Genomic DNA, 25,710 nt, shown 5'->3' on the forward strand with positions numbered 1-25,710 from the left:
CCGTCGTGTTCAGGTCAATGGCCGTGCAGACATGCAGTTCAACACCGTGACAACGTTGTTATGAACCTCCCCGGCCGTCTGACCGGTGCCGTTGCAGCGGAGCCGGCACCGCACCGCTCAACCCGTGTACCCCGCAAGGGTTTTGGAGAATTCCCAGGGCTGCTGGTCGACTCCGCTGCACGAGTCGGCGCCGCCGCCGGTGCAGGGGCGGTCCCGGTTGACGGACCAGAAACTCACCCGCGCCAGGTGGTGTTCCTTCGCGTAGTCGACCATCGAGCGGAAGTCGGCCGGTGAGACGGACTCGCCCTGCACGTCGGTGACGCCGTTCATCGAGGAGAAGCCGGACTTGCGGTACGCCTCGTCGGTGGAGATGCCGTACGCCGCGCCCACCGTCTGCGCCAGTCCGTCCACCGCGGAGCGGGTCGCCGCGGCCAGGTCCGTGGTGCCGTCGCCGAAGTCGAAGGGCATGACGGTCCAGCCGTCCACGTCCAGTCCGGCGGCCGCGCCCTTCTGGATGAGGTCCTTCCCGTTGGCGTTGGGGCCCTGCGTGGTGGTGCCGAAGGTCAGGTAGACCTTGATGCCGGCGTTGCCGTCCTTGACGATCTTCAGCGCGTCGACGACGCGCTGCCGGGCGGCCTCGCTCTCGAACTCGGTCGACTCGATGTCGACGTCGATGGACTTCAGGCCGTAGGCGTCGATCACCTTCTGGTAGGCACCGGCCAACTCCGCGGCGCTGGAGCACACTTCGCCCAGCTTGCTGCCGCTCCAGCCTCCGATGGAGGGCGTGATGTCGCCTCCGGCGGCCTGCACCGCCTTGATGGTCTGCTCGTCCTGGCCTCCTGCCAGCGGCCTGCTGCCGTCCCAGGCGGGCGAACAGCCGCCGTCGGACAGGATGAAGGCCATGGTGAGCTGGGTGAGCCCGGTCTCCTGCATCAGGTCCACGGCGTTCGGCGGGTTGCCCCAACCGAGGTACAGGTAGGGGCCGTTGAGGCCGCTCGGCGCTGCGGTCGCCACGGCTCCGGTGGTGGATTCGGCGGCCTGCGGCCGCTGCGGGGTGCCGTCCGGTGCGGCCTGTGCCTGGCCCGCGAGTGCGCACGAGGCGACGAGGGTCGCGGCCAGGGCGAGGCCGAAGCGGCGCCGACTACCCGCCGTGGCACGCTTGTTGCTCTTCGTGGTGGTGTGGGGGCGCACGTCAAGCTCCCGTCTACGGGGTGGGGAAAGGGACTTGGGTCATGCGGAAACGCGTGGTGGTGCGGCCCGCACGCTAGCGCGAGAGCATTGGTCCAGACAATAGAACGGTAAGGAAAGGTTCCAGTCGATCGAGGCCGGGCATGCGCCCCTGGACTGCTGCCCCTGCTGCCCCTGCTGCCCCCGCTCGACTTGAGCTGATGGCCCGGATCAACTGCCGGGCGTTGGCCCGGCGTTGGACGCCGAAGCCGGCGTCAATCGCTGTCCCCTCGCACGACCGCGGCGTAGCGCTTCCCCAACTTGCGACGCAGAAGCTGGAGTTCACCGGCCGCGGTGGCCAGAACGCCCATCGAGCGCGGGCCCTGAGCAGTCGTGTGCCACCACTCCGGATCGGGCTGGCCGTCGAGCGCCTGGGCGCGGATCAGGGTGTCGATCTCCGTCACGTGCTGCGCGAAAGCCTGTGCCCACTCCTGCTCGTCCGGGCGGAGGAAAGGCGAGCGGCGGAGAAGAAGGAGATTGACCTGGGTCAACCTCGGGTCGGCAACGGCGGGACCGCCGGTGAGGGACGTCCGTTGAGCCTCCTCAAGGTCGGACAGCGCCTCCCAGACCTCCCTCAGGGCCTCGACCCGCTGGGTGCGGAACTGTGCTCTCGCCTCGCGAGCCTGCGCTCGCTGCCACTGCCACAGACCGGCCGCCGTGGCCGTCCCGGTCCCCAGGAAGGTGAGAACGCCGACCGCGACAGTGTCCGAGATCATGGCCGTCAGGCTACTTAAGTGTGCGAAGTCAGCACAGAGCGAGCCGCGTTGGGGGATGGAGTCCGCGGCGACCGCAGCGGCCCTACGCTTGCTGCCCATGCCTGCCGACGAGCCCACGATCCTTGCCACTTCAGGCGGCCACCGGCTGGGAGCCCGCACCATGGTCGAGTTCGACGCGCTCGTGCACCACGCGGTCGAACTGTCCGGGGCGCACGGCCGGCGGCCCCGCGTCCTGTACGTCGGCACGGCCATCGGAGACGCCGAGCACTTCACCGCCCGCATGACCGAAGCGGCCCGCGTGGCCGGATTCGACCTGACGCCGCTGCATCTCTTCCCGAGGCCCAACGTCGAGGACGTGGAGGGCACGGTGCTCGAACAGGACGTGGTCTGGGTGATGGGCGGTTCGGTCGCGAACCTGCTCGCGGTGTGGCGCGTCCACGGGCTGGACGCGGTCCTCCGCCGTGCCTGGGAGGCGGGCGTCGTGCTCAGCGGCGTCAGCGCCGGTTCGATCTGCTGGTTCCGCGGCGGCACGACCGACTCCTTCGGGCCCGAACTGCGGCCCGTCACCGACGCGTTGGGCTACCTGCCGTACGGCAACGGCGTGCACTACGACAGCGACGCCGAGCGCCGCCCCCTCGTGCACCGGCTGGTCGCGGACGGAACCCTGCCGGAGACGCACTGCACCGACGACGGCGTGGGCCTCGTCTACCGCGGCACCCGCCTCGCCGAAGCCGTCTCGGAGAGCGCGGGCAAGGGCGCGTACGTCGTCGTGCGGGAGAACGGGGCAGCCGTCGAGGAGCGCGTCGAGCCGCGGCGGCTCCCGGAGCCCTGACCGCCGAGCGCGCGCAGCGGGGCGCGCGGGCCGTTCAGTCGCGCCAGCGGTAGCACAGTTCGGGACGCCCGACCTGGCCGTACTGCGGACTGCGGTCCGCCGTCCCGCCGTCGACGAGGTGCTCCAGGTAGCGGCGCGCGGTGATCCGGTTGACGCCGAGCCGGTCCGCCGCCGCGCTCGCCGTCAGCCCGGAGCGGCCCGCGTCACGCAGCGCCGCCGTCACCGCCTCCAGCGTCGCGGCGCTCAGCCCCTTGGGAAGCTTGGGCACTTCCGGGGCGGTACGGAGCACGGACAGCGCCCTGTCCACCTCGGCCTGGCTGCCGGCCTCGCCGCCGGCGCCGGCGGTCGTGCTGCGGAACTGCGCGTACCGCTGCAGCCGGTCGCGCAGCGTCGGGAAGGTGAACGGCTTCAGCACGTGCTGCACGACGCCCAGGGAGACGCCCTCCCTGATGACGGTCAGATCGCGTGCCGACGTCACCGCGAAGACGTCCGTCGTCCGGCCCGCGGCGCGCAGCGCCCGCAGCAGCGCCATGCCGTGCCCGTCCGGAAGGTACAGATCGAGCAGGATCAGATCGACGGGCGACCGCTCCAGCGCCCGCAGCGCCTCGGCGCGGGAGTGGACGACGGCGGCCACGGCGAAACCGGGGACGCGCGAGACGTAGAGGGCGTGCGCGTCGGCGGCCAGCGGGTCGTCCTCGACGACGAGCACCCGGATCGGCTCGGGGGCGCTGCTCCCGCTCATCCGTCCTCCCGGTGCCGATCCCCATGCGGGTCCTCGCCGGGCGGAGCGTCCTTCTGGAGCGGCAGCCGGACCGAGAACTCCGCACCGCCCTCCGCCGACGCCCCGACATGGACGCTCCCGCCGTGGCGGTCCGCGACCTGCCGGACGAGGGCGAGTCCGAGCCCCCGCCCCCGCTCCCCGCCGGAGGCGGGCTTGGTCGACCAGCCGCGCTCGAACACGGTCTCGGCGTCCTCGGGGGGAACGCCGGGGCCGGTGTCGCCGACGCGGACGAGCAGCACGTCCGCGCCTCCCTCGACGGTCTCGGTGCGCAGGGTGACCCGCACGCGCGGGGTCACGGCCGAGCCGAGGGGGAGCGTCGCGACCGTCCCGCCACTGCCGGCCCCCTCCGCCTCCGGGACCTCCTCCGGCCGTCTGCCCGCGGCGGGCTCCGTCTCCGCGGGGGACGGTCCGGCGCCGCGTCCGCCCTCGGAGCCGGCGACGGGACCGCCGGCCGCGGCCGCGTCCACGGCGTTGTCGACGAGGTTGCCGAGGACGGTGACCAGGTCGCGCTGCGGGAGCTCCGGGGGCAGCAGCCCGTCGCCGATGTGGCTGTCCGGGGTGAGCGACAGCTCGACGCCCCGCTCGTTGGCCTGTGCCGCCTTGCCGAGCAGCAGCGCCGCCACGACCGGCTCGGCGACGGCGGAGACGACCTCGTCGGTGAGGGCCTGGGCCAGCCGCAGCTCCTCGGTGGCGAAATCCAGCGCCTCGCCGGTACGTCCCAGCTCGATCAGCGAGATCACGGTGTGCAAGCGGTTCGCGGACTCGTGGGCCTGCGAACGCAGCGCCTCGGTGAAGCCGCGCACCGAGTCCAGTTCCCCGGCGAGCGACTGGATCTCGGTGTGGTCGCGCAGGGTCACCACGGTGCCGCGCCGCTCGCCGCCGTCCACGGGCGAGGTGTTGACGACGACCACCCTGTCGCCGGTGAGGTGCACCTCGTCCACGTGCGGCTCCCCGGAGAGCAGCGCCTCCGTCAGGGCGCGCGGCAGCCCGAGCTCCTCGACGCCGCGGCCCACCGCGCCGTCGCCGCTCCCGCCTCCGTCCGGGCCCGGCGAGGCTCCCGCCCCTCCCCGTCCGGCGCCGAGCAGTTCGCGCGCCCCGTCGTTCATGAGGGCCACGCGCTTCTGCCCGTCCAGCATCACCAGCCCCTCCCGCACGGCGTGCAGGACGGCCTGGTGGTAGTCGTGCATGCGGCTCAGCTCCGCGGCGTTCATGCCGTGCGTGTGCCGGCGCAGCCGGGCGTTGATCAGATACGTGCCGAGGCCGCCCAGCGCCAGCGCGCCGCCCGCGACGCAGAGCAGGACCGTCAGCTCCCGCCGCAGCTCCTCGGTGATGGTCTCCACCGCGATGCCCGCGCTGACGAGCCCCACCACGCGCCCCTCGTCCCACACGGGGGTCACCACGCGGACGGACGGCCCGAGCGTCCCCGTGTACGTCTCGTGGAAGGTGCGGCCGCGCGCCGCCTGCCCGATGTGGCCCACGAAGCGGCCGCCGATCCTGGACGAGTCGGGGTGCGTCCAGCGCACGCCCTCCGTGTCCATGATCGTGACGAACGTGACGCCCGTGTCGTGCCGCACCCGCTCCGCGTGCGGCTGGAGCTGCTCCTCGGGACGCGGAGTGCGGATCGCCTCCACCACGGAGGGCGAGTCGGCCGTCGCCTTGGCCGTCGCGGCGGCCCGCTGCCGCGCGGACTCCTCGGCCTGCGCACGGTCCGTGACGTAGCCGTACACGGCGCATCCCGCGACCAGCACGGTGACGAGGACGACCTGCATCACGAAGAGCTGGCCGGCCAGGCTTCGTGGCCGCCGGGGTGGACGGGGAGCGCGCATGCGGCCAGTCTGCCTGGTGGAATTTCCGTGCACGTAATGCACGCAACGGTGACGGCCGTCACTGCCGGGGTGCATAGTCGCCGGGACCCGGCAGCGACCCGGTGCGGGGCCGAGCCGTACGGATCCGGTGCGTATCAGGACACCGGGCCTGGTCCCGGCCGTCCGGCCCGCTTCCGGTCGTGGCAGTCAGAGCCGCAGTGGACGTACAACGAGGAGCCCGACGTGTCCCAGCAGACACCTCCGCAGACGGAGCCGCCCGCACGGACGAAGCGGGACCGCACGAAGTATCTGTACCTGGCCGTGATCGCCGCCGTCGTGCTCGGTGTGATCGTCGGCTTCGCCGCGCCAGGTGCGGCCAAGGAGCTCAAGCCCGTGGGCGAGGGCTTCGTCAACCTCATCAAGATGATGATCTCGCCGGTCATCTTCTGCACGATCGTGCTGGGCGTGGGGTCGGTCCGCAAGGCCGCGAAGGTCGGAGCCGTCGGCGGTCTGGCCCTCGGCTACTTCATGGTGATGTCGACCGTGGCGCTGGGCATCGGCCTGGTCGTCGGCAACATGCTCGACCCGGGCAGCGGTCTCCACCTGACCGAGGCCGCCAAGGAGGCCGGTGCGGCCGAGGCGGGCGGCAGCGAGACCACCTCGGAGTTCCTGGTCGGCATCATCCCGACCACGCTGGTGTCCGCCTTCACCGAGGGCGAGGTCCTGCAGACGCTGCTGGTGGCCCTGCTCGTCGGGTTCGCGCTGCAGGCGATGGGACGCGCGGGCGAGCCGGTCCTGCGCGGCATCGGGCACATCCAGAAGCTCGTGTTCCGCGTCCTCGCGATGGTCATGTGGGCCGCTCCCGTCGGCGCGTTCGGGGCCATCGCGGCAGTCGTCGGCGAGACGGGCCTCGACGCCCTCAAGGCCCTCGCCGTCATCATGGTCGGCTTCTACGTGACCTGCGCGCTCTTCGTCTTCGTGGTGCTCGGCGTGCTGCTGCAGACGGTCTCCGGGGTGAACATCTTCTCGCTGCTGAAGTACCTGGGCCGGGAGTTCCTGCTGATCCTCTCGACGTCCTCCTCGGAGTCCGCGCTGCCGCGCCTCATCGCGAAGATGGAGCACATGGGCGTCAGCAGGCCCGTCGTCGGCATCACCGTCCCCACCGGGTACTCCTTCAACCTGGACGGGACGGCCATCTACCTGACCATGGCCTCCCTCTTCATCGCCGAGGCGATGGGGGACCCGCTCTCGGTCGGCCAGCAGATCTCCCTCCTGATCTTCATGATCATCGCCTCCAAGGGCGCCGCGGGCGTCACCGGCGCGGGGCTCGCCACGCTCGCAGGCGGCCTCCAGTCCCACAGGCCCGAACTGGTCGACGGAGTCGGGCTCATCGTCGGCATCGACCGGTTCATGAGCGAGGCCCGCGCCCTCACCAACTTCGCGGGCAACTCGGTGGCCACCGTCCTGATCGGCACGTGGACCAAGGAGATCGACAAGGCCCGGGTCAAGCAGGTGCTCGCCGGAGAGCTGCCCTTCGACGAGACGACGCTCCTCGACGAGGACCTTCCGGCGGACAGCTCCGACGCCTCCGGAGCCACCGGGGACGGCAGGGTGCCCGGGCAGTCCACGGGAGCGCCGGAGAAGGTCTCGACCGAGAAGTCCGGAAGCTGACCGTGCGGCGCCCGCCCCTGGGGCGCCCATGGTGACGATCACGCGGCCGCGGCCGCACCCCGTCGGGTACGGGAGTGCGGCCGCGGCCGCGTGACGTGGACTGCGGGCGGCGCCCCGCAGTGTCACCAGTCGCGCACCGGCCCGGTGTACGGGCGCAGCCACACGGTGGTCAGCGGCGGAAGGGTCAGGGTCACCGACGCGGGACGTCCGTGTGCCTTGACCGGGCCGGCGGCCAGTGGGCCGGAGCCGGTGGTGATGCCGCTGCCGCCGTAGCGCAGTTCGTCGGTGCTGAGGACCTCGCTCCATGCCGCGTGCGTGTCGGGCAGGCCCAGCCGGTAGCCGGTGCGGAGCACGTCCGAGAAGTTGCAGACGGCGGCGAGGGGATCGCCCTCCCCGTCGAACCGGAGGAACGCGACGACGTTCTCCGTGTCCGGTCCGCCCGAACCGTCGTGGATCCAGGCGAATCCGGCCGGCCGCGTGTCGAGTTGCCACAGCGCCGGAGTCCGCAGGTACTCCTCGTTCAGGTCGCGCACAAGGGTGCGCACGCCCCGGTGCCGGGGTTCGGCGGGCGAGGAGGGGTCGAGGAGCCACCAGTCGGGGCCGTGGGACTGGCCCCACTCCGTCGTCTGGGCGAACTCCTGCCCCATGAACAGCAGTTGCTTGCCGGGGTGCGCCCACATGAACGCGAGGAAGGCGCGGTGGTTCGCGAACTGCTCCGCCCGGTCACCGGGCATCCGGGAGACCAGCGACCCCTTGCCGGCCGTGACCTGTGAGTGCGGGACGGGAAGCAGGCGGCTCTCCGCGTAGGCCGACGACATGGAGGAGGTCAGCTCGGCGAGGTGGCCGGAGCGCTGCCCGGGCTCCCTGCCCGCGTAGGTCAGAGAGCCGCGCATCCACGCCGTGTCCCAGGTGAAGTCGAAGCCGAGCCCCCCGTATCCGCTCTCGCCCACGTGGTGCGTCGCCCGCGTCACGCCGTCCCACGGCGCGGGCACCTCCGCGAACGTCATCACGCCGGGGCACCGGCGGTGCAGGAGGGCGTTGAGCTCCTGCAGCAGCGAGACCGCTTCGGGAGCGGGCCGCGCGGAACCGCCGGAGACCGGCGGCTCCGGCGCGGGCGGGGAGCCCGCCGCGAGCAGGGAGGCCACGCCGTCGACGCGGACGCCGTCCAGGTGGAACGTCTCGCACCAGTAGACGGCGCTGCTCTCCAGCAGAGAGCGCATCCCGGGTTCCAGCGGCTCCCGGTGCGAGGCGAGGGCGGCCATCGGGGCCCAGGCCATGATCACGCCGATGCCGGCGCGGTGGAGCGCGTCGACGAGGCACTTGAGGCCGTCGGGGTCGCCGATGCCCGGGACGGGCGCGAAGAGCCCCTGGACGCCGTGCCCCGGAGCCCCGGTGGCGCGGGGCTCCGCACACGGCAACAACTCGACGTGTGTGAACCCCAGGTCCCGTACGTACGCGGGCAGTTGCTCCGCGAGTTCGCGGCAGGCCAGCCCCGGACGCCACGAGGGCAGATGCACCTCGTAGACGGAGACGGGCGCCGCCTGCGCCCTCCCGGCCCCGCGGCGGTCGAGCCAGTCGCCGTCGCGCCACCGGTGGGCGGAGGTGCGGACCACGGAGCCGTCGCCGGGCGGCACTTCGGCGAGACGGGCCATCGGGTCGGCGAAGAGCGTCCGGGAGCCGTCGTCCCGCACCGCCTCGAACTTGTAGACGTCGCCGTCACCGACGCCCGGCAGGAACAGCTCCCACACGTCGGAGGAGCCCAGCGCCCTCATCGAAGCGGCCCTGCCGTCCCAGCAGTTGAAGTCGCCGACGACACGGACCCCGCTGACGCCGGGCGCCCACACCGTGAACCGGGTGCCCGCCACTCCGCGATGCGTCATCTCCCGCGCGCCGAGGGCCTGCCAGAGCTGCTCGTGCCGCCCCTCGACGGCCAGCCGCACGTCCAACTCGCCGAGGGCGGAGGGGAACCGGTACGGATCGGCGACGCGGGCCGGCTCACGGCGGCCCGCCTCCCCGTACTCGACGAGCAGTTCGTACTCGGGGAAACCGCCCGCGGGCACTGCGACTTCGCCGGCGAAGAGCCCGTCCCCCTCGTCCAGCAGCCGCGCCCGCAGGCCGCCTTCTCCTGCGACCACGGTGACGGCGCGGGCAGTGGGCTGGAGAGTCCTGAAGCGGACCCTGCCGTCCGGCACGGTGCGGGCGCCGAGAACGGAGTGCGGGTCGCGGTGGGTGCCCGCGAGGAGCCTGCCGCGGTCCTCCCCGGACAGGGCGGGTGCGGGACGGACGGACGCCGGCGCCGGGGTTGAGGCCGCCCCGCCGCCGTCCGCCGCCCGCACGGCCCCGCCGGGACGGGGCGTCCGCGCGCGGTGCGGAGCGCGGGCCGGGGGTGCGGGCGGGGGAGCGGGCGGCAGCTCCGTTCCCGGCGGGTTCAGCGGGGGCGTGCCGCGCCGCCCGGGCCCGCGTGTCACCGGCGGCCCGCCGGGACCGCCCACCGGTGCGGCGATCGGGCCGGTCAGGGCCCCCAGCGACCAGCCGCCGGGGCGGTCGCCGTCGCGGCCGGCGTCGCCGCCGGCGAGGAAGGTCGCGGGGACGGCGGGCTGCGAGCGCCCCTGGCGGTCGGGTGACGAAGGCACGGTCACGGTCGGAACCTCCTGTAGACGTCGTTCGACGGGTTGCGGAGCGGCGGGCAGCTCGGCGGGCACGCGTGGGCAGGACGCGCGGGGGCGGAACGGGCGGGTGGGTCCGTGAGTCCGGGGAAGCGGCACCGGCCGGTCCCGGCATGCGCCGGAGTTCCGTCCGGACGGTGGGGCGGGCGGTCCTCAAGGGCGGTGCGGGACGCGGACCTTCGCGACATGGCGTCCGGCGTCCTTTCCCCGACGGTATGGAAAGCACGCAGATTGTCCCGAATCATGACTTCTTCTGTCCGTTTGTGTCCGCCGTGTCGGGGATCTTCACTCCGCTCCGCCCGCCCCCGCCCGGCGGGGCTCCCCTCCCGCCGCCGCGCCTGTACGGACGGGGGCGGTTCGCGGACAGCCGGGGCTGCCCCGGCGGAGTGGCCCTCCAGCCGGCCGTCCTGGACGCGTGCCCCGGGCGCCGCCCACCGGCCGGTGAGCGGCGCCCGGAGTTCCTCAGGGGACCGGAGCCTCAGGGGGCCGGAGCCTCAGGGGAGCAGCGTGACGATCCGCGCCGCAGGCGTGCCGCCGCCCACTTCGAGGCGCAGGTGGTTCTCCCTGCCCCACTGGAGCGTGGCGCCGGTCAGCTCGTCGCGTACCGGGAACGTCTCGGCTCCGGCGGCCTGCGCGGCGCCGAGACCGAACGCGGACAGGGCGTCCTCCTCCAACGTCAGTGTCGTCTCACGCGTGTTGTGCGGGTCGAGGTTGACCACGACGAGGACGGTGTCGGCCCGCGGAGCGCCGCGGTGCTTGGAGAACGCGATGACGTCCGGGCTGTCGCAGTGGTGGAAGCGGAGCGAGCGCAGCTCCTGGAGCGCGGGGTGACGGCGGCGCAGCCTGTTGAGCCGGCCGATCAGAGGTGCGATGGACTCGCCGGCCGCCTCCGCGGACTCCCAGTCGCGCGGGCGCAGTTCGTACTTCTCCGCGTGCAGGTACTCCTCGCTGCCCGGACGGGACGGCGCGGCCTCGCACAGCTCGTATCCCGCGTAGAGCCCCCAGGAGGGCGAGAGCGTCGCCGCCAGGACGGCGCGCGTCAGGAACGCCGCGCGACCGCCCTCCTGGAGGTAGGTGCTCAGGACGTCGGGGGTGTTGACGAAGAAGCTGGGCCGCAGGTAGGTGGCCGTCTCGCCCGCCAACTCCGTGAGGTGGTCCGTCAGTTCCTGCTTCTTGTTCCGCCACGGGAAGGGAGTGCAGGACTGCTGGAATCCCGCCTTGGCGAGGGTGCGCATCACCGCGGGGCGGGTGAACGCGCCGGCGAGGAAGACCACGTCCGGGTCGGAGCGGTTGATGTCGCCGAGGACCTTCTCCCAGAAGGCCACGGGCTTGGTGTGCGCGTCGTCCACACGGAAGACGCGGACGCCGCGCGCCATCCACAGGCGCAGCAGCCGCACCGTCTCACGCACCAGGGCCCCGTACGCGTCGGGGCCCTGGTCGAAGGAGAGCTGGTGGACGTCCTGGTGGGCGGCGGGCGGGTCCCCGGCGTGGACGGTCGCGCCGTCGGGGCCGTGGGGGAACCACTCCGGGTGCTCCTTGATCCACGGATGGTCCGGCGAGCACTGGAGCGCGAAGTCGAGGGCGATCTCCATGCCGAGGGAACGGGCGCGCTCCACGAAGTAGGCGAAGTCCTCCTCGGTTCCGAGGTCCGGGTGCAGGGCGTCGTGGCCTCCGGCCGGCGAGCCGACCGCCCAGGGGGAGCCCACGCCGTGCGGGCCTGCGGACATCGCGTTGCCCGGCCCCTTGCGGGACGTCTCCCCGATGGGATGCACCGGGGGCAGGCACACGACGTCGAAGCCCATCTCCGCGACGGCGTCCAGCCGCCGGGCGGCCGTACGGAACGTCCCGGACACCGGCGGCTCGTTGTCCGACATGGAGAGGACCGCGCCCTCCGAGCGGGGGAAGAGGCCGTACCAGGCGCCGAACCGGGCCCGCTCACGCTCCACTTGGAGCGCCATCGGACGCGTGGCGGTGACGAGTTCGCGCAGCGGGAAGCGGTCCAGCACGGCCAGCACCTGGGGTGTCAGCGCCGCCGAGAGGCGGGACGCGACAGGGCGGTTGGCGTCGCGCAGGGCCTCGGCAGCCGCGAGCAGGGTGTCCCGTCCGGCGCTCCTGGGCACCTGCGGGGCCGCGCGTTCGTGCAGGAGCGCGCCCTCCTCCAGGGTCTCCTCGGCGTCCGTGCCCGCGGGGACCTTCACCCGGGCCAGCTGCCGCCAGGTCGCGATCGGATCGGCCCACGCCTCCACGGCGTAGGTCCATCTCCCTTCCCTGTCGGGCGTGATCTCCGCTCCCCAGCGGTCGGTGCCGGGTTCGAGTTCGCGCATGGGCGTCCAGGGGCCGCAGCGGCCGGTGGAGTCGCGCAGTACGACGTTGGCGCCGATCACGCCCGGGCCTTCGCGGAAGACCGTCGCGGAGACGAGGAAGGACTCGCCCGGTACGGCTTTGGCGGGGTGCCGTCCGCAGTCGACGAGAGGCCGGACGTCGAGGACGGGGATGCGACCGATCATGTCTTCACCTGGGTGCATTGCGGGAAGATGGGCGGTCTGCGTGGCTCGCAGACTTCCGCCTGTTCTATCTGTTCCGCCTGCTCTTTCCCGGGTGCGGACATGGGCGCGGGGGGCAGCGTTCACCCGGCCGGGCCTGGGGTGCGCGGGCGCGGGAAGGCCGGCCCGGCCGGACCCGCGGCGGGCGAACTGCCGTGCGGCCGCGCCGTCTCCGCGGCCAGGGTCTCGCGGTCCCGGCGACGCGGTCCAGCGGCGCCGGTCCGGTGGCTCCGTGCCGGTCGTACAGCCTCAGAAGTACAGCCTCAGAAGTGCAGCCTCAGTCGTACAGCCTCAGTCGTGCAGCCTCACCGGGAACGACTGGAGGTCGTTCTGCGTGAGAACCGGCTGGTTGAGGATCTCCTCGACCGGAACGGCCAGTCGCAGGTTCGGGAAACGGGAGAACAGCGCGGGAAGCGCGATGCTCGCCTCCAGCCGCGACAGGGCCGCCCCCGGGCAGATGTGCGGCCCGTGCCCGAAGGTCATGTGGCGGATGGGGGAGGGGCGCGCGATGTCGAACTCGTCCGCGTCGGGGCCGTGCTGCTCGGGGTCGCGGCCGATCGCGCGGTACGAGACGACGAGGCCCTCGCCCTTGCGGACGACTCCGTCGCCCACCTCGACGTCCTCGGTGGCGAAGCGCATCAGCAGATGCGTCGAAGGGGTGTCCCAGCGCAGTGTCTCCTCGATGACAGCGTCCCAGCCCACCTCGCCGTCGAGGACCATGCGCAACTGGTCGGGGTGGGTGAGCAGCGCCCGCACGGCGTTGAGGATGAGGCCGATCGTCGTCTCGTGCCCCGCCGCGACCATCGCCTTCAGATTGCCGACGACCTCCTCCTCGGTGAGGGGTTCGCCGCCCTGGTCCGCGAGGATCAGCGCGCTGGTCAGGTCGTCCCTGGGTTCGGCGGTGCGGGCCCTGACCATGTCGGTGAAGATGCCGTCGAGTTCGGCCATCACCGCGAGCCGCTCGTCCTGCGGCGTCAGCATCGAGAAGAACGCCTTGTAGAGGGTGTGCAGCCGCGGGTGCAACGCGGCGTCCACGCCCATCAGTTCGCTGATCACCGACATCGGCAGCGGCAGCGCGAAGACGGACTTCAGGTCCACGGCCTCGTAGGCGCCCTTGCCGGCCAGCTCGTCCAGCAGCCGGTGGGTGATGCTCTCGATGACGGGGCGCATGGCTTCGAGGCGTCGCGGCGTGATCGCCTGCGCGGTCTTCGTACGCAGCCTCCGGTGCTCCGCGCCGTCGACCGTGAACATGGAGCGGCCGGCGTCGATCATGCCGATCAGCGGCCACTCCTGGGTCACTTCGCCCGTCCGGTACAGCGTCCAGTGGTTGATGTCCTTCACCAGACGCTGGTCCGTCAGCAGGCGACGGGCCTCGGCGTGGCTGGTGACGGACCAGGCCGGGACGCCCATCAGTTCGATGCGGACGAGCGGGCCGGACTCGCGGAGCCGGCGCGTCTCCTCGTTCAGGTTCCGCACCATGGGGTCGATGACGATGGGGCACTGCGCGGCCGGGGCGTCGCTCGCAGCGGGCCCGGCCTGGTCACGGTGCGCCGGTGAGTGGGGTGAGGGAACGCTCATCGTGTGCCTTTGATGGGAGGGGTGGGGGTGAAGTGCACGGGCAGGGCCGTCACTCCCTGCTGGAACGCCGACGGCCGCCTGGTCAGGGACTCGGCGGGGACGGTGAGGTCGATCTCCGGCAGCCTGTCGAGCAGGACTTCGATGCCGACCCGGACGATGGTCTCGGCGATCTCCTGCGCCTGGAACGGGCACTGGAACTCGCCGTGGCTGAACGCGAAATGGGCGCTGTTGCCGCCCCGCAGACCGGTGTCCGCCCCCGCCGAGGTGACGTGGACCTTGGGGTCGGCGTTGGCGCCGGCGAGACCGAGGAGCAGCAGGTCGCCGGTGCGGATGTGCTGCCCCGCGAGCCAGGTGTCCCAGGCGGCCCAGCGTCCCGGCAGGATCTGCGTGGGTGTCTCCTCCCAGAGGACCTCGTTCATGGCCTCGGGGATGCTGCGGCGTCCGCCGGTCAGGGAGGCGGCGAAGCGGTCGTCGGTCAGCATCAGGCGGACGGAGTTGCCGATCCAGTCCGACGTCGGCAGGTGGCCCGCGGCCGTGATGGCCATCAGGTCCAGCGCGTACTCCTCGTCGGTGAACGGCTCCGGGTACGCCATCATCCAGGAGGTGACGTCCGGGCCGGGCTGCGCCCGCTTGGCCGCCACGAGTTCGTTCATCATGCGGCCGAACGTCGCGAAGCCCTCCAGGGCGTCGGCGCCGCCGTCGGCGAGGGCGCTCATCGCCTTGCTGAGCACCGGCGACTCCTCGTCGGTGAAGCCGAGGATGCGGGCGAGCACCAGGAGGGGCAGCGGCTTGGCGTACTCGGTGATGATGTCCGCCTCGCCCCGCCCGCAGAAGCCGTCGAGCAGCTTGTCGGCCAACTCCTCGCAGTGCTTGTTCAGTTCGAGGGGGCTGATGTTGTCCATGGCGCTCTGCACCATCTCGAGGTGGCGCCTGTGCTCGTCACCGACGGTGTAGTAGATCGACGGCCGGCGTTCGCCGATCATCGGCCGCAGCGGCCAGTCGTCGGGAAGGTTGTCCCACTGGTTCCACAGTCCGGAGTCGCGGGGGAAGGCCGCGGAGTCGCTCGTGACCTGGTACATCTCCTGGTACCCGATGACGAGCCAGGCCGGGATGCCGGCGGGCAGCACCACCGGTACGACGGGGCCGTGCTCGCGCCGCATCTCGCGGTACAGCTCGGTCGGTGCCGTCTCGAAGCGGGGGCCGAACAGCGGCACCGCGTCGGAGTGCGCGGGGCACTGGGGCGGCGGGGTGGTCGCCGCGCTGCGGGCGTCCTGATACGCCGTCACGGGAAAAACCTTCCATGTGGGGGATCGCGACCGGTTGCGTGCGGGGCCGGAACGCGTGACCGGAGTACGGTTCCGGCGGCGTCGCGGGAGGGAGCTGGTCAGGAACCCTCCGCGGGTGCGCCTCCACGCTCGCCGTCATCGGCGCGAGCGTGCCCCTGGGCCCGGTCCGGGCCCGGCCCTTGCTCTGCGTTCACCTCCGCTTTTGCCACCTGGCGCGGTACTTCAGCGCCTGCGAAGTCGCGCCCCCGGACGCACAGTTGACCCTGCCGTCCCGCCTGCCGCTACGCCCTGTCCGCCACGTCTCGCCTTGCTCGCGACGACTGACACGCCCATCTGCTGCGTTGTCGCATCGACCGAGCAGCTCACTGCGAGGACGATCCTCCGCGTGGCATCTGGACGCACCGGACGCCGCTCGCCGCGCCCTGGGCCACAGCAGCTTAGGGCTGAGTGGGGGGCGGGTCGAGAGCAGGAGCAGGTCCATTCACCGATGGCTCCACTTCGCGGGCGTAGCACGCCAGATGTGCCGGAATCGTGCTGGATGTGCGTGCGGCCCGGGCCCGGAGGTGCCCGCCGTTGGGGGGTTCTGCGGCGGGGCGACGGCTCGCCACCGGCGGGGCCGCACCGCGCGCGAACGGGGCGGGTGCCGCGGCGCTGGTAGCGCGCGCGACTCCCGCCCCGTCCGTGTGCGACGGTGCCTCCGGCAGCCGGGAGCTGTGCGGACTCCCGGCTACCGTGCGGCGGTCATCCGGTCACTTGACGTTGACGGCCGTCCAGGCTGCCTCGACCGCCTTGGTCTCGGCGCTGTCGGCGCCGAAGAGGTCGTTGGACGCCTTGACGGTCGCCTCACGGGCCGCCTTGTAGTCCGTGTTCTCGGTCATGTTCTCGGTCAGCGCCTTGAACCAGATCTCCTGGGCCTTGGTGATGCCGATGCCCTCGATGGTCGAGCCGTCGGAGGTCGGGGAGTCGTACTCGACGCCGTTCTTCTCCGACTTGCCGCTGCCCATGGACATCAGGAAGAACCAGTGGTTGGCGATACCGGACGAGTAGTGCACGTCCACGTCGCCGGCCTGGTCGCTCCACTCGTCGAGCGAGTTGCCGTCCTTGCTCGGCTTGTCCATGTAGCGCAGCGGGGTGCCGTCGCCGTTGATGTCGATCTCCTCGCCGACGAGGAAGTCGGCGACGTCCTCCTGGTTCTCCGGGGCGTGGAACTCGGTGGCCGCCGCGAAGATGTCGGAGGTGGCCTCGTTCAGGCCGCCGGACTCGCCCGCGTAGACCAGACCCGCGGTCGTGGAGGTGACGCCGTGAGACATCTCGTGGGCCGCGACGTCGAGCGAGGTCAGCGGGGCCTTGTTGCCCTCACCGTCGCCGTACGTCATGCAGAAGCAGCTGTCGTCCCAGAAGGCGTTGACGTAGTTGTCGCCGTAGTGGACGCGGCTGGGAGCACCCTTGCCGTCGCCGGCGATGCCCTCACGCTTGAAGACGTCCTTGTAGAAGTCCCAGGTCTGCTGGGCGCCGTAGTGGGCGTCCACCGCGGCGGTCTGCGGGTCGTCGGGCTTGCCGGTGCCCCACTTGTTGTCCTCGTCGGTGAAGTCCTTGCCGTCACCGCTCTCGCCGTTCTCGAGGTTCGTGGTCTTGCTGCCGCCACGGGTCTCGTCGCTGAGCGTGAACTTGCCGTCCGAGCCGCCGGTGGTCAGCTTGACCTCGCCGCTGTACATGCTGGCGCCGGTGCCGTCGGCCTCGTGGATGCCCTGGAACTCGAAGATCTTCTTGCCGGTCTTCGCGTCCGTGATGACGTGCAGCTGGTTCGGGGCGCCGGACTTCTGCAGACCGCCCTCGACGGTCTCCCATGCCAGAACCGGCTTGCCCGTGAGGGCGAAGACGACCTGGCGGGGGGCCTTGCTGCCCTTGGCCTTCGGCGTGGCCGGCTTCGCGGAGGCCTTCACGCCCTTGGTGGAGACGGCGATGTCCGCCTTGGTGCTCTTGGTGACGCCGGTGTGCTTACCGGACTTCGCCTTGTGCACCACCATGTCGCCGCCGAGGACCGGCATGCCGTCGAAGGTGCGGGCGTAACGGACGTGCGTGGCGCCGTCCTTGTTCTTGACGACGTCCTTGACGCGGAGCTCCTCCTTGGAGCCCAGGCCGAGGGCCTTGGCGTCGGCGGCCTTCGCGGAGGCGCTGTCGGCCTTCTTGACGAGCGAGGTCTTCTGGGCCGCGGACAGCTTCATGGCCGTGGCACCGGCACGCATGCCGGAGTCCTCGGCGGACGAACCGGCCGTAGCGGTACCCGCGGTGATACCCGCAACGAGGAGTGCGGCGGTCGCGGCGAACGCGGATATCCGCTGCTGCTTGGTGAGGGACTTCACGGAGTGGCTCCTTCTGCCGTGGGGGCCGGACGGCGGCTCTGGCTGCCGCCCGGGCAGAACTGTGGAACTTGGGCATGAATAGGCGTGCGTCACTCGAACGCGCGAGTAACAAGAAGCACCCTGCCATCGCGCACGTGTGCATGTCACTGTTTCGGGCAGAGAGTGTTCACAGCTTGACCAGAACTTTGTTCGCTGATTCAACGGCCTGCACCGGATAACGGACAGGCGTGACCTGGGAATTGACCATTCCGCAGGTCGGGTGCGCGTCGAGTGGTTTACACCTGTGGCGCTCGCCGTGCCGCCCTACTGGACGCCCCGCACGAGACTTTCACGCCACGCCGCGTGCAGTCCGGCGAACCTGCCGTCCCCGGCGATCAGTTGCGCCGGCGGCCCGTCCTCCACGATCCGCCCCTCCTCCATCACGAGCACCCGGTCGGCGACGAGGACCGTGGAGAGGCGGTGGGCCACCACCACCGCCGTACGCCCCCGCAGGACCGTCAGCATCGCCTGCTGCACGGCGCGTTCCCCGGGGACGTCCAGCGAGGAGGTGGCCTCGTCCAGGATGAGCACGGCCGGATCGGCGAGCAACGCGCGTGCGAAAGCCACCAACTGCCGCTGCCCCGCGGAGATGCGGCCTCCGCGCTTGCGTACGTCCGTGTCGTAGCCGTCGGGCAGCGAGACGATGAAGTCGTGGGCGCCGAGGGCCTTCGCGGCGGCCTCGATCTCCTCCCGCGTCGCGTCGGGCCGGCCGATGGCGATGTTCTCCGCCACGGTGCCGGAGAAGAGGAAGGCCTCCTGGGTGACCATCACGACGTTGCGGCGCAGCGCGCCGGGCTCCACGTCGCGCAGGTCCACGCCGTCGATCAGGACGCGCCCGCCGGTGGGGTCGTAGAAGCGGGCGAGGAGCTTGACGAGCGTGGACTTGCCCGCGCCCGTGGCGCCGACGACGGCGACGGTCCGCCCCGCGGAGAGCGTCAGGCCGAAGGCGGGAAGCACCTCGCCGCCCGTGCGGTAGCCGAAGGCCACCCGGTCGAAGACGACTTCGCGCCCCTCTCCTCCGGCGCGGGCGGGAAGCCCGCGGGGCGCGGCCGGTTCGGGGACCGCGGGCCGCTGGGCCAGTAGCCCCGCGATCTTCTCCAGCGAAGCCGCCGCCGACTGCCAGGAGTTGAGGAACATCCCGAGCCGGTCGATCGGGTCGTAGAGCCGGCGCAGATACAGCGCGGACGCGGCGAGCACTCCGAGGGCGAGTTCACCGGAGGCGACACGGTGAGCACCCCACAGCACCATCGCGGCGAGCGCCGCGTTCGCGGTGAACCTGGAGAGGACGACATAGCGGGCCATCTCCAGCAGCGCGTCGCCGTTGGCCCGTTCGTGGACGCCGTTGAGACGTGCGAACGACTCGTCGTTCGCACGCTCGCGCCGGAAGGACTGGACCGGACGGATGCCGTTGACCGTCTCGGCGAACTTGACGATGACGGAGGCCATGGCCGTCGACTTGTTCCGGTACACGCGCACGGAGCGGCGCCGGAAGTCGTGCACGAGCAGCGCCAGCGGGACGAAGCTCGCCACAGCGGCGGTACCCAGCCCGACGTCCAGCCAGAGAAGCATCCCCAGGATGTAGACGACGGACAGCACGATGGCCAGCAGCTCCTGCAGCCCCTCGTCGAGGAGTTCGCGCAGCGCCTCGACGTCGGTGGTGGAGCGCGAGATGAGCCGTCCCGAGGTGTAGCGGTCGTGGAAGTCGACGTCGAGCGCCTGGGCGTGCCGGTAGATGCGGCCTCTCAGCTCCATCAGCACGCGCTGGTTGATCCGGGCCGCGGCGACGACGAACGCGAACTGGAGCCGGCCGGAGGCGAGGGCGCAGCCGAGATACGTGACTCCGACGGCGATGAGCGGGCCGTTGTCGCCGGCGCGCAGGGCGGGTACGGCGCGGTCGATCGCGAAGGCGACGAGGAGCGGGCCCGCCTGCACGGCGGCCTGCTGGAGGAGCAGCAGAAGCGCGGCCACCGCGACCTTCCCGCGGCGCGGGCGCAGCAGAGAGGCCAGCAGGGAGCGGGCGGCGTGCGGAGGTGCGGGCAGGACGTCCCTGTCGAACGCGTCGGCCGGACGTGCCGATCCGGCCGCTCCATCTTTGCCGGCAGCTCCCTCTGTGCCGGCCGCTCCAGCTGTGCCGGCCGGGGCCGCCGCTCCGGACGTGGCGGGTCGCGGGGGTGTGCCGGACCGGACGAGGACGTCCGGGCGGTGCCGGCGGCCTCCGTCCACCACCGCCGCCTTCCCCTTTGTCGGCGCGTCCGGCGGCACGTGCTCCGGTCCGCCGTCCGGCTCCTCGTCGCGGTCCGCCGGACGCACAGTGCCCGTCAACTCGGCTCCCCCTCACACCCGTTCCGTCCGGCGGCGGACGGACGGCCGGCGCCCCGGACGCTGGCCTCCGCCCCGGCCGTACGCTCGCCCGTCATCAGACAGCGGTACTCGGCGCTGCTCTCCAGCAGTTCGTGGTGCGTCCCCACCGCGGCGATGCGTCCGTCCGACAGCAGCGCGACGCGGTCGGCCAGTTGCACGGTCGACGGGCGGTGCGCGACGACGAGAGCCGTCGTCGTCGCCAGCACCTCGCGCAGCGCGGCCTCGACCGCCGCCTCCGTGTGCACGTCGAGTGCGGAGAGGGGGTCGTCCAGTACGAGGAACTCCGGCTGCCCTACCACCGCGCGGGCCAGGGCGAGCCGCTGCCGCTGCCCGCCCGAGAGGCTCAGGCCCTGCTCCCCGACCTGGGTGCCCGCGCCGTGCGGCAGGGCGTCCACGAAGTCCGCGGCCTGCGCAACGCGGAGAGCGCTCCGGAGGCCGGCTTGCTCCTCTCCCGCCGCCGTCGCGGAGGGGCCACCGAGGGGCCCGGAGGCGCCCCCGGGTTCCGCCGCCGCGCGCGGCACGGGGACGTCCGCGTCCGCCTCGCCGGGCGGACCGCCCGCCCCCATCAGCACGTTCTCCGCGACGCTCGCCGAGAAGAGGGTGGGCTCCTCGAAGGCGACGGCGACGCGGGAGCGCAGCTCGGCCCGGCCGAGCGCGGCGACGTCGTCGCCGTCCAGCGTGATGCGCCCGGCAGTCGTCTCGTGGAGACGCGGGACGAGTGCGGTGAGGGTCGTCTTGCCGCTGCCCGTCGCACCGACCAGAGCCATGGTCTCGCCAGGGCGGACGTGCAGGTCGACCCCGTCCAGGACGGGCGGGCTGCCGGGCTGCGCGTCGGGGTAGCGGAAGCGGACGCCCTCGAACCTCAGCCCGTCGCGGCGCCCGGAGCCGTACCGCTCCGGTGCGCCGCTCGGTTCCCGCAGGACGTCCGGCGGCACGGGCTCGTCCATGACCTCGAAGAAGCGGTCGGTGGCCGTCGCCGACTCGTTGCTCATCGCCAGCAGGAAACCGAAGGAGTCGATGGGCCAGCGCAGCGTCAGCGCGGTGGAGACGAAGGCCACCAAGGTCCCCGCCGACAGCTCCCCGTCCGACACCTGCACCGTGCCGAGCACCAGCGCCGCACCGATGGCGATCTCCGGCAGCGTCATGATCAGCGCCCAGATGCCCGCCAGCAGGCGCGCCTTGCGCAACTCCGTGCCGAGCAGCCGTTCCGAGAGCGCGCGGAAGGCCCGTGCCTGACTGCGGTGCCGCCCGAACCCCTTGATGACGCGGATGCCGAGCACCGCTTCCTCGACGACGGTCGTGAGGTCACCGATCTGGTCCTGCGCCTTGCGGGCGGCCACCGCGTACCGCTGCTCGAAGACCGTGCACAGCATCACCAGCGGGATCACGGGGCCGAGGATGATCAGCCCGAGCGTCCACTCCTGGGCGAGCAGCACGACGCAACCCACCACCACGGTCACGCTGTTGACCAGCAGGAAGGTCACGCCGAAGGCCAGGAACATCCGCAGCAGCTGAAGGTCCGTCGTCGCCCGGGAGAGCAACTGCCCGCTCGGCCACCGGTCGTGGAAGGAGACCGGGAGTCGCTGCAGACGGCCGTAGACGTCGGCCCGCATCGCGGCCTCCACGCCCGCCAGCGGCCGTGCGTTCAGCCACCGCCGGAACCCGAAGAGCGCGGCCTCCAGCACGCCGACTCCCAGCAGGAGCGCTCCGCCCAGCCACACGCCCGCGGTGTCCCGGTCCGCCACCGGGCCGTCCACGAGCCACTTCAGCACGAGCGGGATGGCAAGGCCGGTGCAGGAGCCGAGGATCGCCACGAACGCGGCTGCGAACATGCGTACCCGCACGGGGCGTACGTACGGCCACAGGCGCAGCAGCGAACGCACCGCGGACCTCTTCCCCTGCCCCGTGCTGATGCCGTCCTCCCCGGCTCGGCCGTCCCCCGTGCCGCTCACCGCTCCGCCGCTCGTGCCATTCGTACTGTCCGCACAGATCGTCCCGTCACCGGCAGCCATCGCTGCTGAGACTACGGTCGACCGCTCCCCTCCTTCACCTGCTTTTTGTCCCGGCCGAGTCGGTCCTCGCCCGGCGGTGGTCCACACGCGATGCTTCCGGCACAGGGGCCTCTCGCGCACCCGCGTGAGCGATTCGTTTCCCACGCGGCGGCGGGTCGTTGGTCTCCTTACGGACGAGCTTCACGGGGAGTGCGGACATGGAACGGGTGGGGCGGGCGGTGCGGTCAGTCGGCACGGCAGCGGTGAGGAGGACCGGGCTGCGCACGTGCGCGTTCGGTCTGCTGGGAGCTCTGGGCGTGTGCGTGGCGGGCTGCGGCACGTTCGTCGAGGCCCGCACCCCCGCCCAGGTCATCAAGGTGACGCCGGCGGACGGCGCCAAGCGCGTGCCGGCCGGTGAGAAGCTGCGCGTCTCCGTGGTGGACGGCACGCTGAAGCGGGTGCGCGTGACGCTGCGGAGCAGGGGCGCCCGGCACGAACTGCCCGGCCGCATCTCCCGCGACGGCGGCACCTGGCTGCCCGAGGAGCGACGGCTGCGTCTCGGGAGCAAGTACGCGGTCGACGTGGTCGCCGAGGACGCGGACGGCCGCCGCTCAGCACGTCACACCACGTTCACCACCAAGCCGCAGCCCCGCCGCGTCATCGGCTTCTTCACGCCCGAGCACCGGCAGACCGTCGGCACGGGCATGATCGTCTCGATCAGGTTCAACCGCCCGATCGAGGATCGTGCCGCCGTCGAGCGTGCGGTGCGCGTCACGGCGAAGCCTCGGGTGCGCGTCGCGCCGCACTGGTTCGGCGGGTCCCGACTCGACTTCCGCCCGCAGGAGTTCTGGAAGCCCGGCACCCGCGTCACTCTCGACCTGCGGCTGCGCGGCGTGCGGGCGGCGCCGTCCGTGTACGGGGTGCAGCGCAAGCGCGTCCACTTCGACGTGGGACGCGACCAGCGTTCGGTCGTGGACGCCGGCCGCCACATGATGACGGTGCAGCGCGACGGCACCGTGGTGAACCGGGTGCCGGTGACCGCGGGATCGGCGAAGAACCGCACGTACGAAGGGCACATGGTCGTCAGCGAGAAGTTCGAGGTGACGCGCATGAACGCCCGCACCGTCGGCTTCGGGGGCGAGTACGACATCGAGGACGTGCCGCACGCGATGCGCCTCACCGAGAGCGGCACGTTCCTGCACGGCAACTACTGGGCTCCCAGGCGTACTTTCGGCCGGGCCAACGTCAGCCACGGCTGCATCGGGCTGCACGACAAGAAGGGCGGGGACCCGCGCAGCGCAGCGGGCGCCTTCTACCGCAGCTCGCTCGTCGGCGACGTGGTGACGGTCCGGAACTCGGGCGAGCGCACGGTCGCGCCGGGCAACGGGCTGGGCGGCTGGAACATGCCGTGGCGGGAGTGGACCGCGGGGTCCGTGCTCGACTGATCGGCGGCCGTCCCGGCCCTCGGGCGGGCCGATGAGGAGACGGCGCCGGCGGGGGCGGCGGGGCGTCGGGCGTGACGGCGGAATCTGGTGCCGGAGGGCATGTGCGAGGTCATGTCCGAGGTCCCGTGCAAACCACGTGTGAGGTCCGCCGGGGCCCGGGAAATCGCGACGGAACAGTGACACTCGCGGGGATCCCTCTCGCCAGCACGGTGTGATTATCTAGCGCCGGAGAGTTGTATATATCGCGTCGGGGGGTGCGCGCTGAGTGCGCGAGCTGCCGTGCGAGGGGAGTAGCCCGCTGTGGATCTGAAGGCCGTCGCCAAGGACGTCAAGGAGAAGCTGAACCCTGAGGCGATACGGGGGGACAGCAGGGCCCAGCTCATAGGCGGGTCGGCAGTGGGACTGGTGGTACTCGCCGTGGTGCTGCTGCTGACGCTCACCACCTGCGGGGGTGCGGGCGGCGCCGCGGGCGACGAGGGCAAGGGCAAGGAGAAGGACAGGCCTTCGCAGGCGGTCCTCGACATATCCCCCAAGGACGGGGCGGACGGCGTCGACACGGACGGTGCGCTCAAGGTCCAGGCGTCCAAGGGCAAGCTCGTGAAGGTCCGGGTCGAGGACTCCGAGGGCAACCGGATAAAGGGCAGCATCGCGAAGCGGGGGACCGCCTGGCAGCCGGAGACGCATCTGGCCACGGGCACCAAGTACTCCGTGGAGGCCCTGGCCGAGGACTCCGAGGGGCGCAAGAAGACGGAGCGCGCGGCCTTCACCACGCTCAAGCCCGACAGCACCTTCGTGGGCCGCTTCACGCCTGAGGACGGCGACAAGGTGGGTGTGGGGATGCCCGTCTCGATCAACTTCAATCACGCGATCAAGAATCGTGCGGCTGTCGAGAAGGCGATATCCGTGACCGCCGACCCGAAGGTCGAAGTCGAGGGCCACTGGTTCGGCGACAGCCGGCTCGACTTCCGCCCGGAGGAGTACTGGAAGGCCGGCACCAAGGTCGAACTCGACCTCGACCTGGACGGCGTCGAGGGCTTCGAGGGCGTCTACGGCGAGCAGGACAAGTCCGTGAACTTCGAGATCGGGCGCAGCCAGGTCAGCGTCGTCGACGCGAAGAAGAAGCAGATGACCGTCACGCGGGACGGCAAGGAGATCAAGAAGGTGGACATCACCTCCGGCAGCCCGGAGCACCCCACCTACAACGGCCGCATGGTGATCAGCGAGCGCCACAAGGTGACGCGGATGGACGGCCGCACCGTCGGCTTCGGACGCAACGAGGACAACGGCGGATACGACATCAAGGACGTGCCGCACGCGATGCGCCTGTCCACCTCCGGCACCTTCATCCACGGCAACTACTGGCTGCCGCAGTCCGCGTTCGGCTCGACGAACGGCAGCCACGGCTGCGTCGGACTGTTCGACAAGAAGGGCGGGGGCGACAAGGGGACGCCCGGCGCCTGGTTCTTCAACGAGTCGATCGTCGGAGACGTCGTGGAGATCAAGAACTCCAAGGACAAGACCATCCAGCCCGACAACGGACTCAACGGCTGGAACATGGACTGGGACGAGTGGAAGGCTGAGCAGGACTAGCGGACAGGGCCGGCGGCACAAGGCTGCCCGGGACCGACGCCCAGGACCGGCGAGGCGCCCGCGGTCTCCACGGCTCGTGGAGACCGCGGGCGCCTCTGCTGTCGCCGGCGTGCGTCTACGCGCTGTGCACCAGCTGGATCAGGTTGCCGCAGGTGTCGTCCAGGACCGCCGTGGTGACCGGGCCCATCTCCAGCGGCTCCTGCGTGAAGCGCACCCCGGCCTCGCGCAGCCGGTCGTACTCCGCCCGCACGTCGTCCACGGCGAAGGACGCGGCCGGGATGCCGTCCTCCGCCAGCGCCGACGTGTACGGCTTCACGGCGGGGTGGGCGTCGGGTTCCAGCAGCAGCTCGGTGCCGTCGGGGTCCTCGGGGGAGACCACCGTCAGCCAGCGGTGCGCGCCCAGCGGAACGTCGTTCTTCTTCGCGAAGCCCAGCACGTCCGTGTAGAAGCGCAGGGCTTCTTCCTGGTCGTCGACGAAGACGCTCGACAGGTGGATTCTCATGGTGTGCCCTCCGGTGCGTCAGGTCTGAGCCACCGTGCCGCGATGTGCTCAAGGGGTTCGGTGTCGAGGTCGTGGAACTTGTAGCGGCCCTGGCGCCGCGAACGGACCAGGCCCGCCGACTCCAGCACGGCCACGTGCTGGCCGATCGCCTGCCGGGACAGCCCGATGCCGTGCTTGGACACCAGCCGCGCGCAGATCTCGAACAGGGTCTGGCCGTCCCGTTCCACCAGTTCGTCGAGGATGCGGCGACGGGTGGGGTCGGCCAGGGCCTTGAAGACGTCTTCCGCCACGGCCACCAGCATAGGAAAGTGACG

General features: G+C 71.8%; 17 protein-coding genes. 4 read left to right on the top strand and 13 right to left on the bottom strand.

Annotated elements, in window-relative coordinates:
- Positions 1-117: 117 nt before the first annotated feature.
- Positions 118-1,191: a chitinase gene (locus H181DRAFT_RS14400; RefSeq protein ID WP_045864861.1), complete on the bottom strand. Its 1,074-nt coding sequence runs from the start codon at positions 1,189-1,191 to the stop codon at positions 118-120.
- A gap of 251 nt (positions 1,192-1,442) precedes the next feature.
- The gene (locus H181DRAFT_RS14405) at positions 1,443-1,943 is read right to left on the bottom strand and encodes a hypothetical protein (protein ID WP_139131704.1); all 501 of its coding nucleotides are present in this window, start codon (positions 1,941-1,943) and stop codon (positions 1,443-1,445) included.
- A 97-nt stretch (positions 1,944-2,040) separates the two neighbouring features.
- On the opposite strand from H181DRAFT_RS14405, the gene H181DRAFT_RS14410 reads away from it, so the two are divergent.
- Complete coding sequence (locus tag H181DRAFT_RS14410; protein WP_045865092.1) at positions 2,041-2,775, top strand: Type 1 glutamine amidotransferase-like domain-containing protein; 735 nt, start codon at positions 2,041-2,043, stop codon at positions 2,773-2,775.
- Positions 2,776-2,809: 34 nt separating this feature from the next.
- On the opposite strand, the gene H181DRAFT_RS14415 is transcribed toward H181DRAFT_RS14410, so the two are convergent.
- Both H181DRAFT_RS14415 and H181DRAFT_RS14420 read right to left on the bottom strand, forming a co-directional pair.
- Positions 2,810-3,517, bottom strand: coding sequence for a response regulator (locus H181DRAFT_RS14415; protein ID WP_045864863.1), 708 nt, complete (start codon positions 3,515-3,517; stop codon positions 2,810-2,812).
- Complete coding sequence (locus H181DRAFT_RS14420; RefSeq protein ID WP_045864864.1) at positions 3,514-5,382, bottom strand: sensor histidine kinase; 1,869 nt, start codon at positions 5,380-5,382, stop codon at positions 3,514-3,516. The genes H181DRAFT_RS14415 and H181DRAFT_RS14420 overlap by 4 nt, the downstream gene beginning before the upstream one ends.
- A 222-nt stretch (positions 5,383-5,604) precedes the next feature.
- Here H181DRAFT_RS14420 and H181DRAFT_RS14425 point away from each other — a divergent pair, with 222 nt between their 5' ends.
- Entirely contained in the window at positions 5,605-7,032 is a 1,428-nt protein-coding gene (locus tag H181DRAFT_RS14425; protein WP_078895739.1) for a cation:dicarboxylate symporter family transporter, read from the top strand.
- A gap of 122 nt (positions 7,033-7,154) precedes the next feature.
- On the opposite strand, the gene H181DRAFT_RS14430 is transcribed toward H181DRAFT_RS14425, so the two are convergent.
- The 7 genes from H181DRAFT_RS14430 to H181DRAFT_RS14460 all read right to left on the bottom strand — a co-directional run bounded on the left by H181DRAFT_RS14430 (position 7,155) and on the right by H181DRAFT_RS14460 (position 21,700).
- Positions 7,155-9,671, bottom strand: coding sequence for a GlgB N-terminal domain-containing protein (locus H181DRAFT_RS14430; RefSeq protein ID WP_254666841.1), 2,517 nt, complete (start codon positions 9,669-9,671; stop codon positions 7,155-7,157).
- 521 nt (positions 9,672-10,192) lie between these two features.
- Complete coding sequence (locus H181DRAFT_RS14435) at positions 10,193-12,205, bottom strand: maltotransferase domain-containing protein (protein WP_045864865.1); 2,013 nt, start codon at positions 12,203-12,205, stop codon at positions 10,193-10,195.
- A gap of 327 nt (positions 12,206-12,532) precedes the next feature.
- Positions 12,533-13,720, bottom strand: coding sequence for a cytochrome P450 family protein (locus H181DRAFT_RS14440; protein WP_254666854.1), 1,188 nt, complete (start codon positions 13,718-13,720; stop codon positions 12,533-12,535).
- A gap of 95 nt (positions 13,721-13,815) precedes the next feature.
- Positions 13,816-15,105: a cytochrome P450 gene (locus tag H181DRAFT_RS14445; protein WP_045864866.1), complete on the bottom strand. Its 1,290-nt coding sequence runs from the start codon at positions 15,103-15,105 to the stop codon at positions 13,816-13,818.
- 749 nt (positions 15,106-15,854) lie between these two features.
- Positions 15,855-17,468 (bottom strand): M4 family metallopeptidase, encoded by a 1,614-nt coding sequence (locus H181DRAFT_RS14450; RefSeq protein WP_045864867.1) that lies wholly within the window; start codon positions 17,466-17,468, stop codon positions 15,855-15,857.
- A gap of 303 nt (positions 17,469-17,771) precedes the next feature.
- Entirely contained in the window at positions 17,772-19,829 is a 2,058-nt protein-coding gene (locus tag H181DRAFT_RS14455; protein WP_254666842.1) for an ABC transporter ATP-binding protein, read from the bottom strand.
- Positions 19,826-21,700, bottom strand: coding sequence for an ABC transporter ATP-binding protein (locus H181DRAFT_RS14460; protein ID WP_254666855.1), 1,875 nt, complete (start codon positions 21,698-21,700; stop codon positions 19,826-19,828). Before H181DRAFT_RS14460 ends, H181DRAFT_RS14455 begins: the two co-directional genes overlap by 4 nt.
- A gap of 377 nt (positions 21,701-22,077) precedes the next feature.
- Here H181DRAFT_RS14460 and H181DRAFT_RS14465 point away from each other — a divergent pair, with 377 nt between their 5' ends.
- Together H181DRAFT_RS14465 and H181DRAFT_RS14470 are read left to right on the top strand one after the other, a co-directional pair.
- Positions 22,078-23,304 carry a L,D-transpeptidase gene (locus H181DRAFT_RS14465; protein WP_045864868.1) on the top strand — a complete coding sequence of 409 codons (1,227 nt, stop codon included), beginning with the start codon at positions 22,078-22,080 and terminating at the stop codon, positions 23,302-23,304.
- A 300-nt stretch (positions 23,305-23,604) separates the two neighbouring features.
- Entirely contained in the window at positions 23,605-24,894 is a 1,290-nt protein-coding gene (locus tag H181DRAFT_RS14470) for a L,D-transpeptidase (protein WP_078895742.1), read from the top strand.
- A 115-nt stretch (positions 24,895-25,009) separates the two neighbouring features.
- Here the strand turns inward: H181DRAFT_RS14470 and H181DRAFT_RS14475 are convergent, their stop codons facing one another.
- Both H181DRAFT_RS14475 and H181DRAFT_RS14480 read right to left on the bottom strand, forming a co-directional pair.
- Complete coding sequence (locus tag H181DRAFT_RS14475) at positions 25,010-25,396, bottom strand: VOC family protein (RefSeq protein ID WP_045864869.1); 387 nt, start codon at positions 25,394-25,396, stop codon at positions 25,010-25,012.
- Positions 25,393-25,686: an ArsR/SmtB family transcription factor gene (locus H181DRAFT_RS14480; protein WP_045865099.1), complete on the bottom strand. Its 294-nt coding sequence runs from the start codon at positions 25,684-25,686 to the stop codon at positions 25,393-25,395. The genes H181DRAFT_RS14475 and H181DRAFT_RS14480 overlap by 4 nt, the downstream gene beginning before the upstream one ends.
- Between the last annotated feature and the right edge of the window lie 24 nt (positions 25,687-25,710).

The organism is Streptomyces sp. WMMB 714, from assembly GCF_900090125.1.
In the GTDB taxonomy this organism is placed as follows: Bacteria; Actinomycetota; Actinomycetes; order Streptomycetales; family Streptomycetaceae; genus Streptomyces; species Streptomyces daqingensis.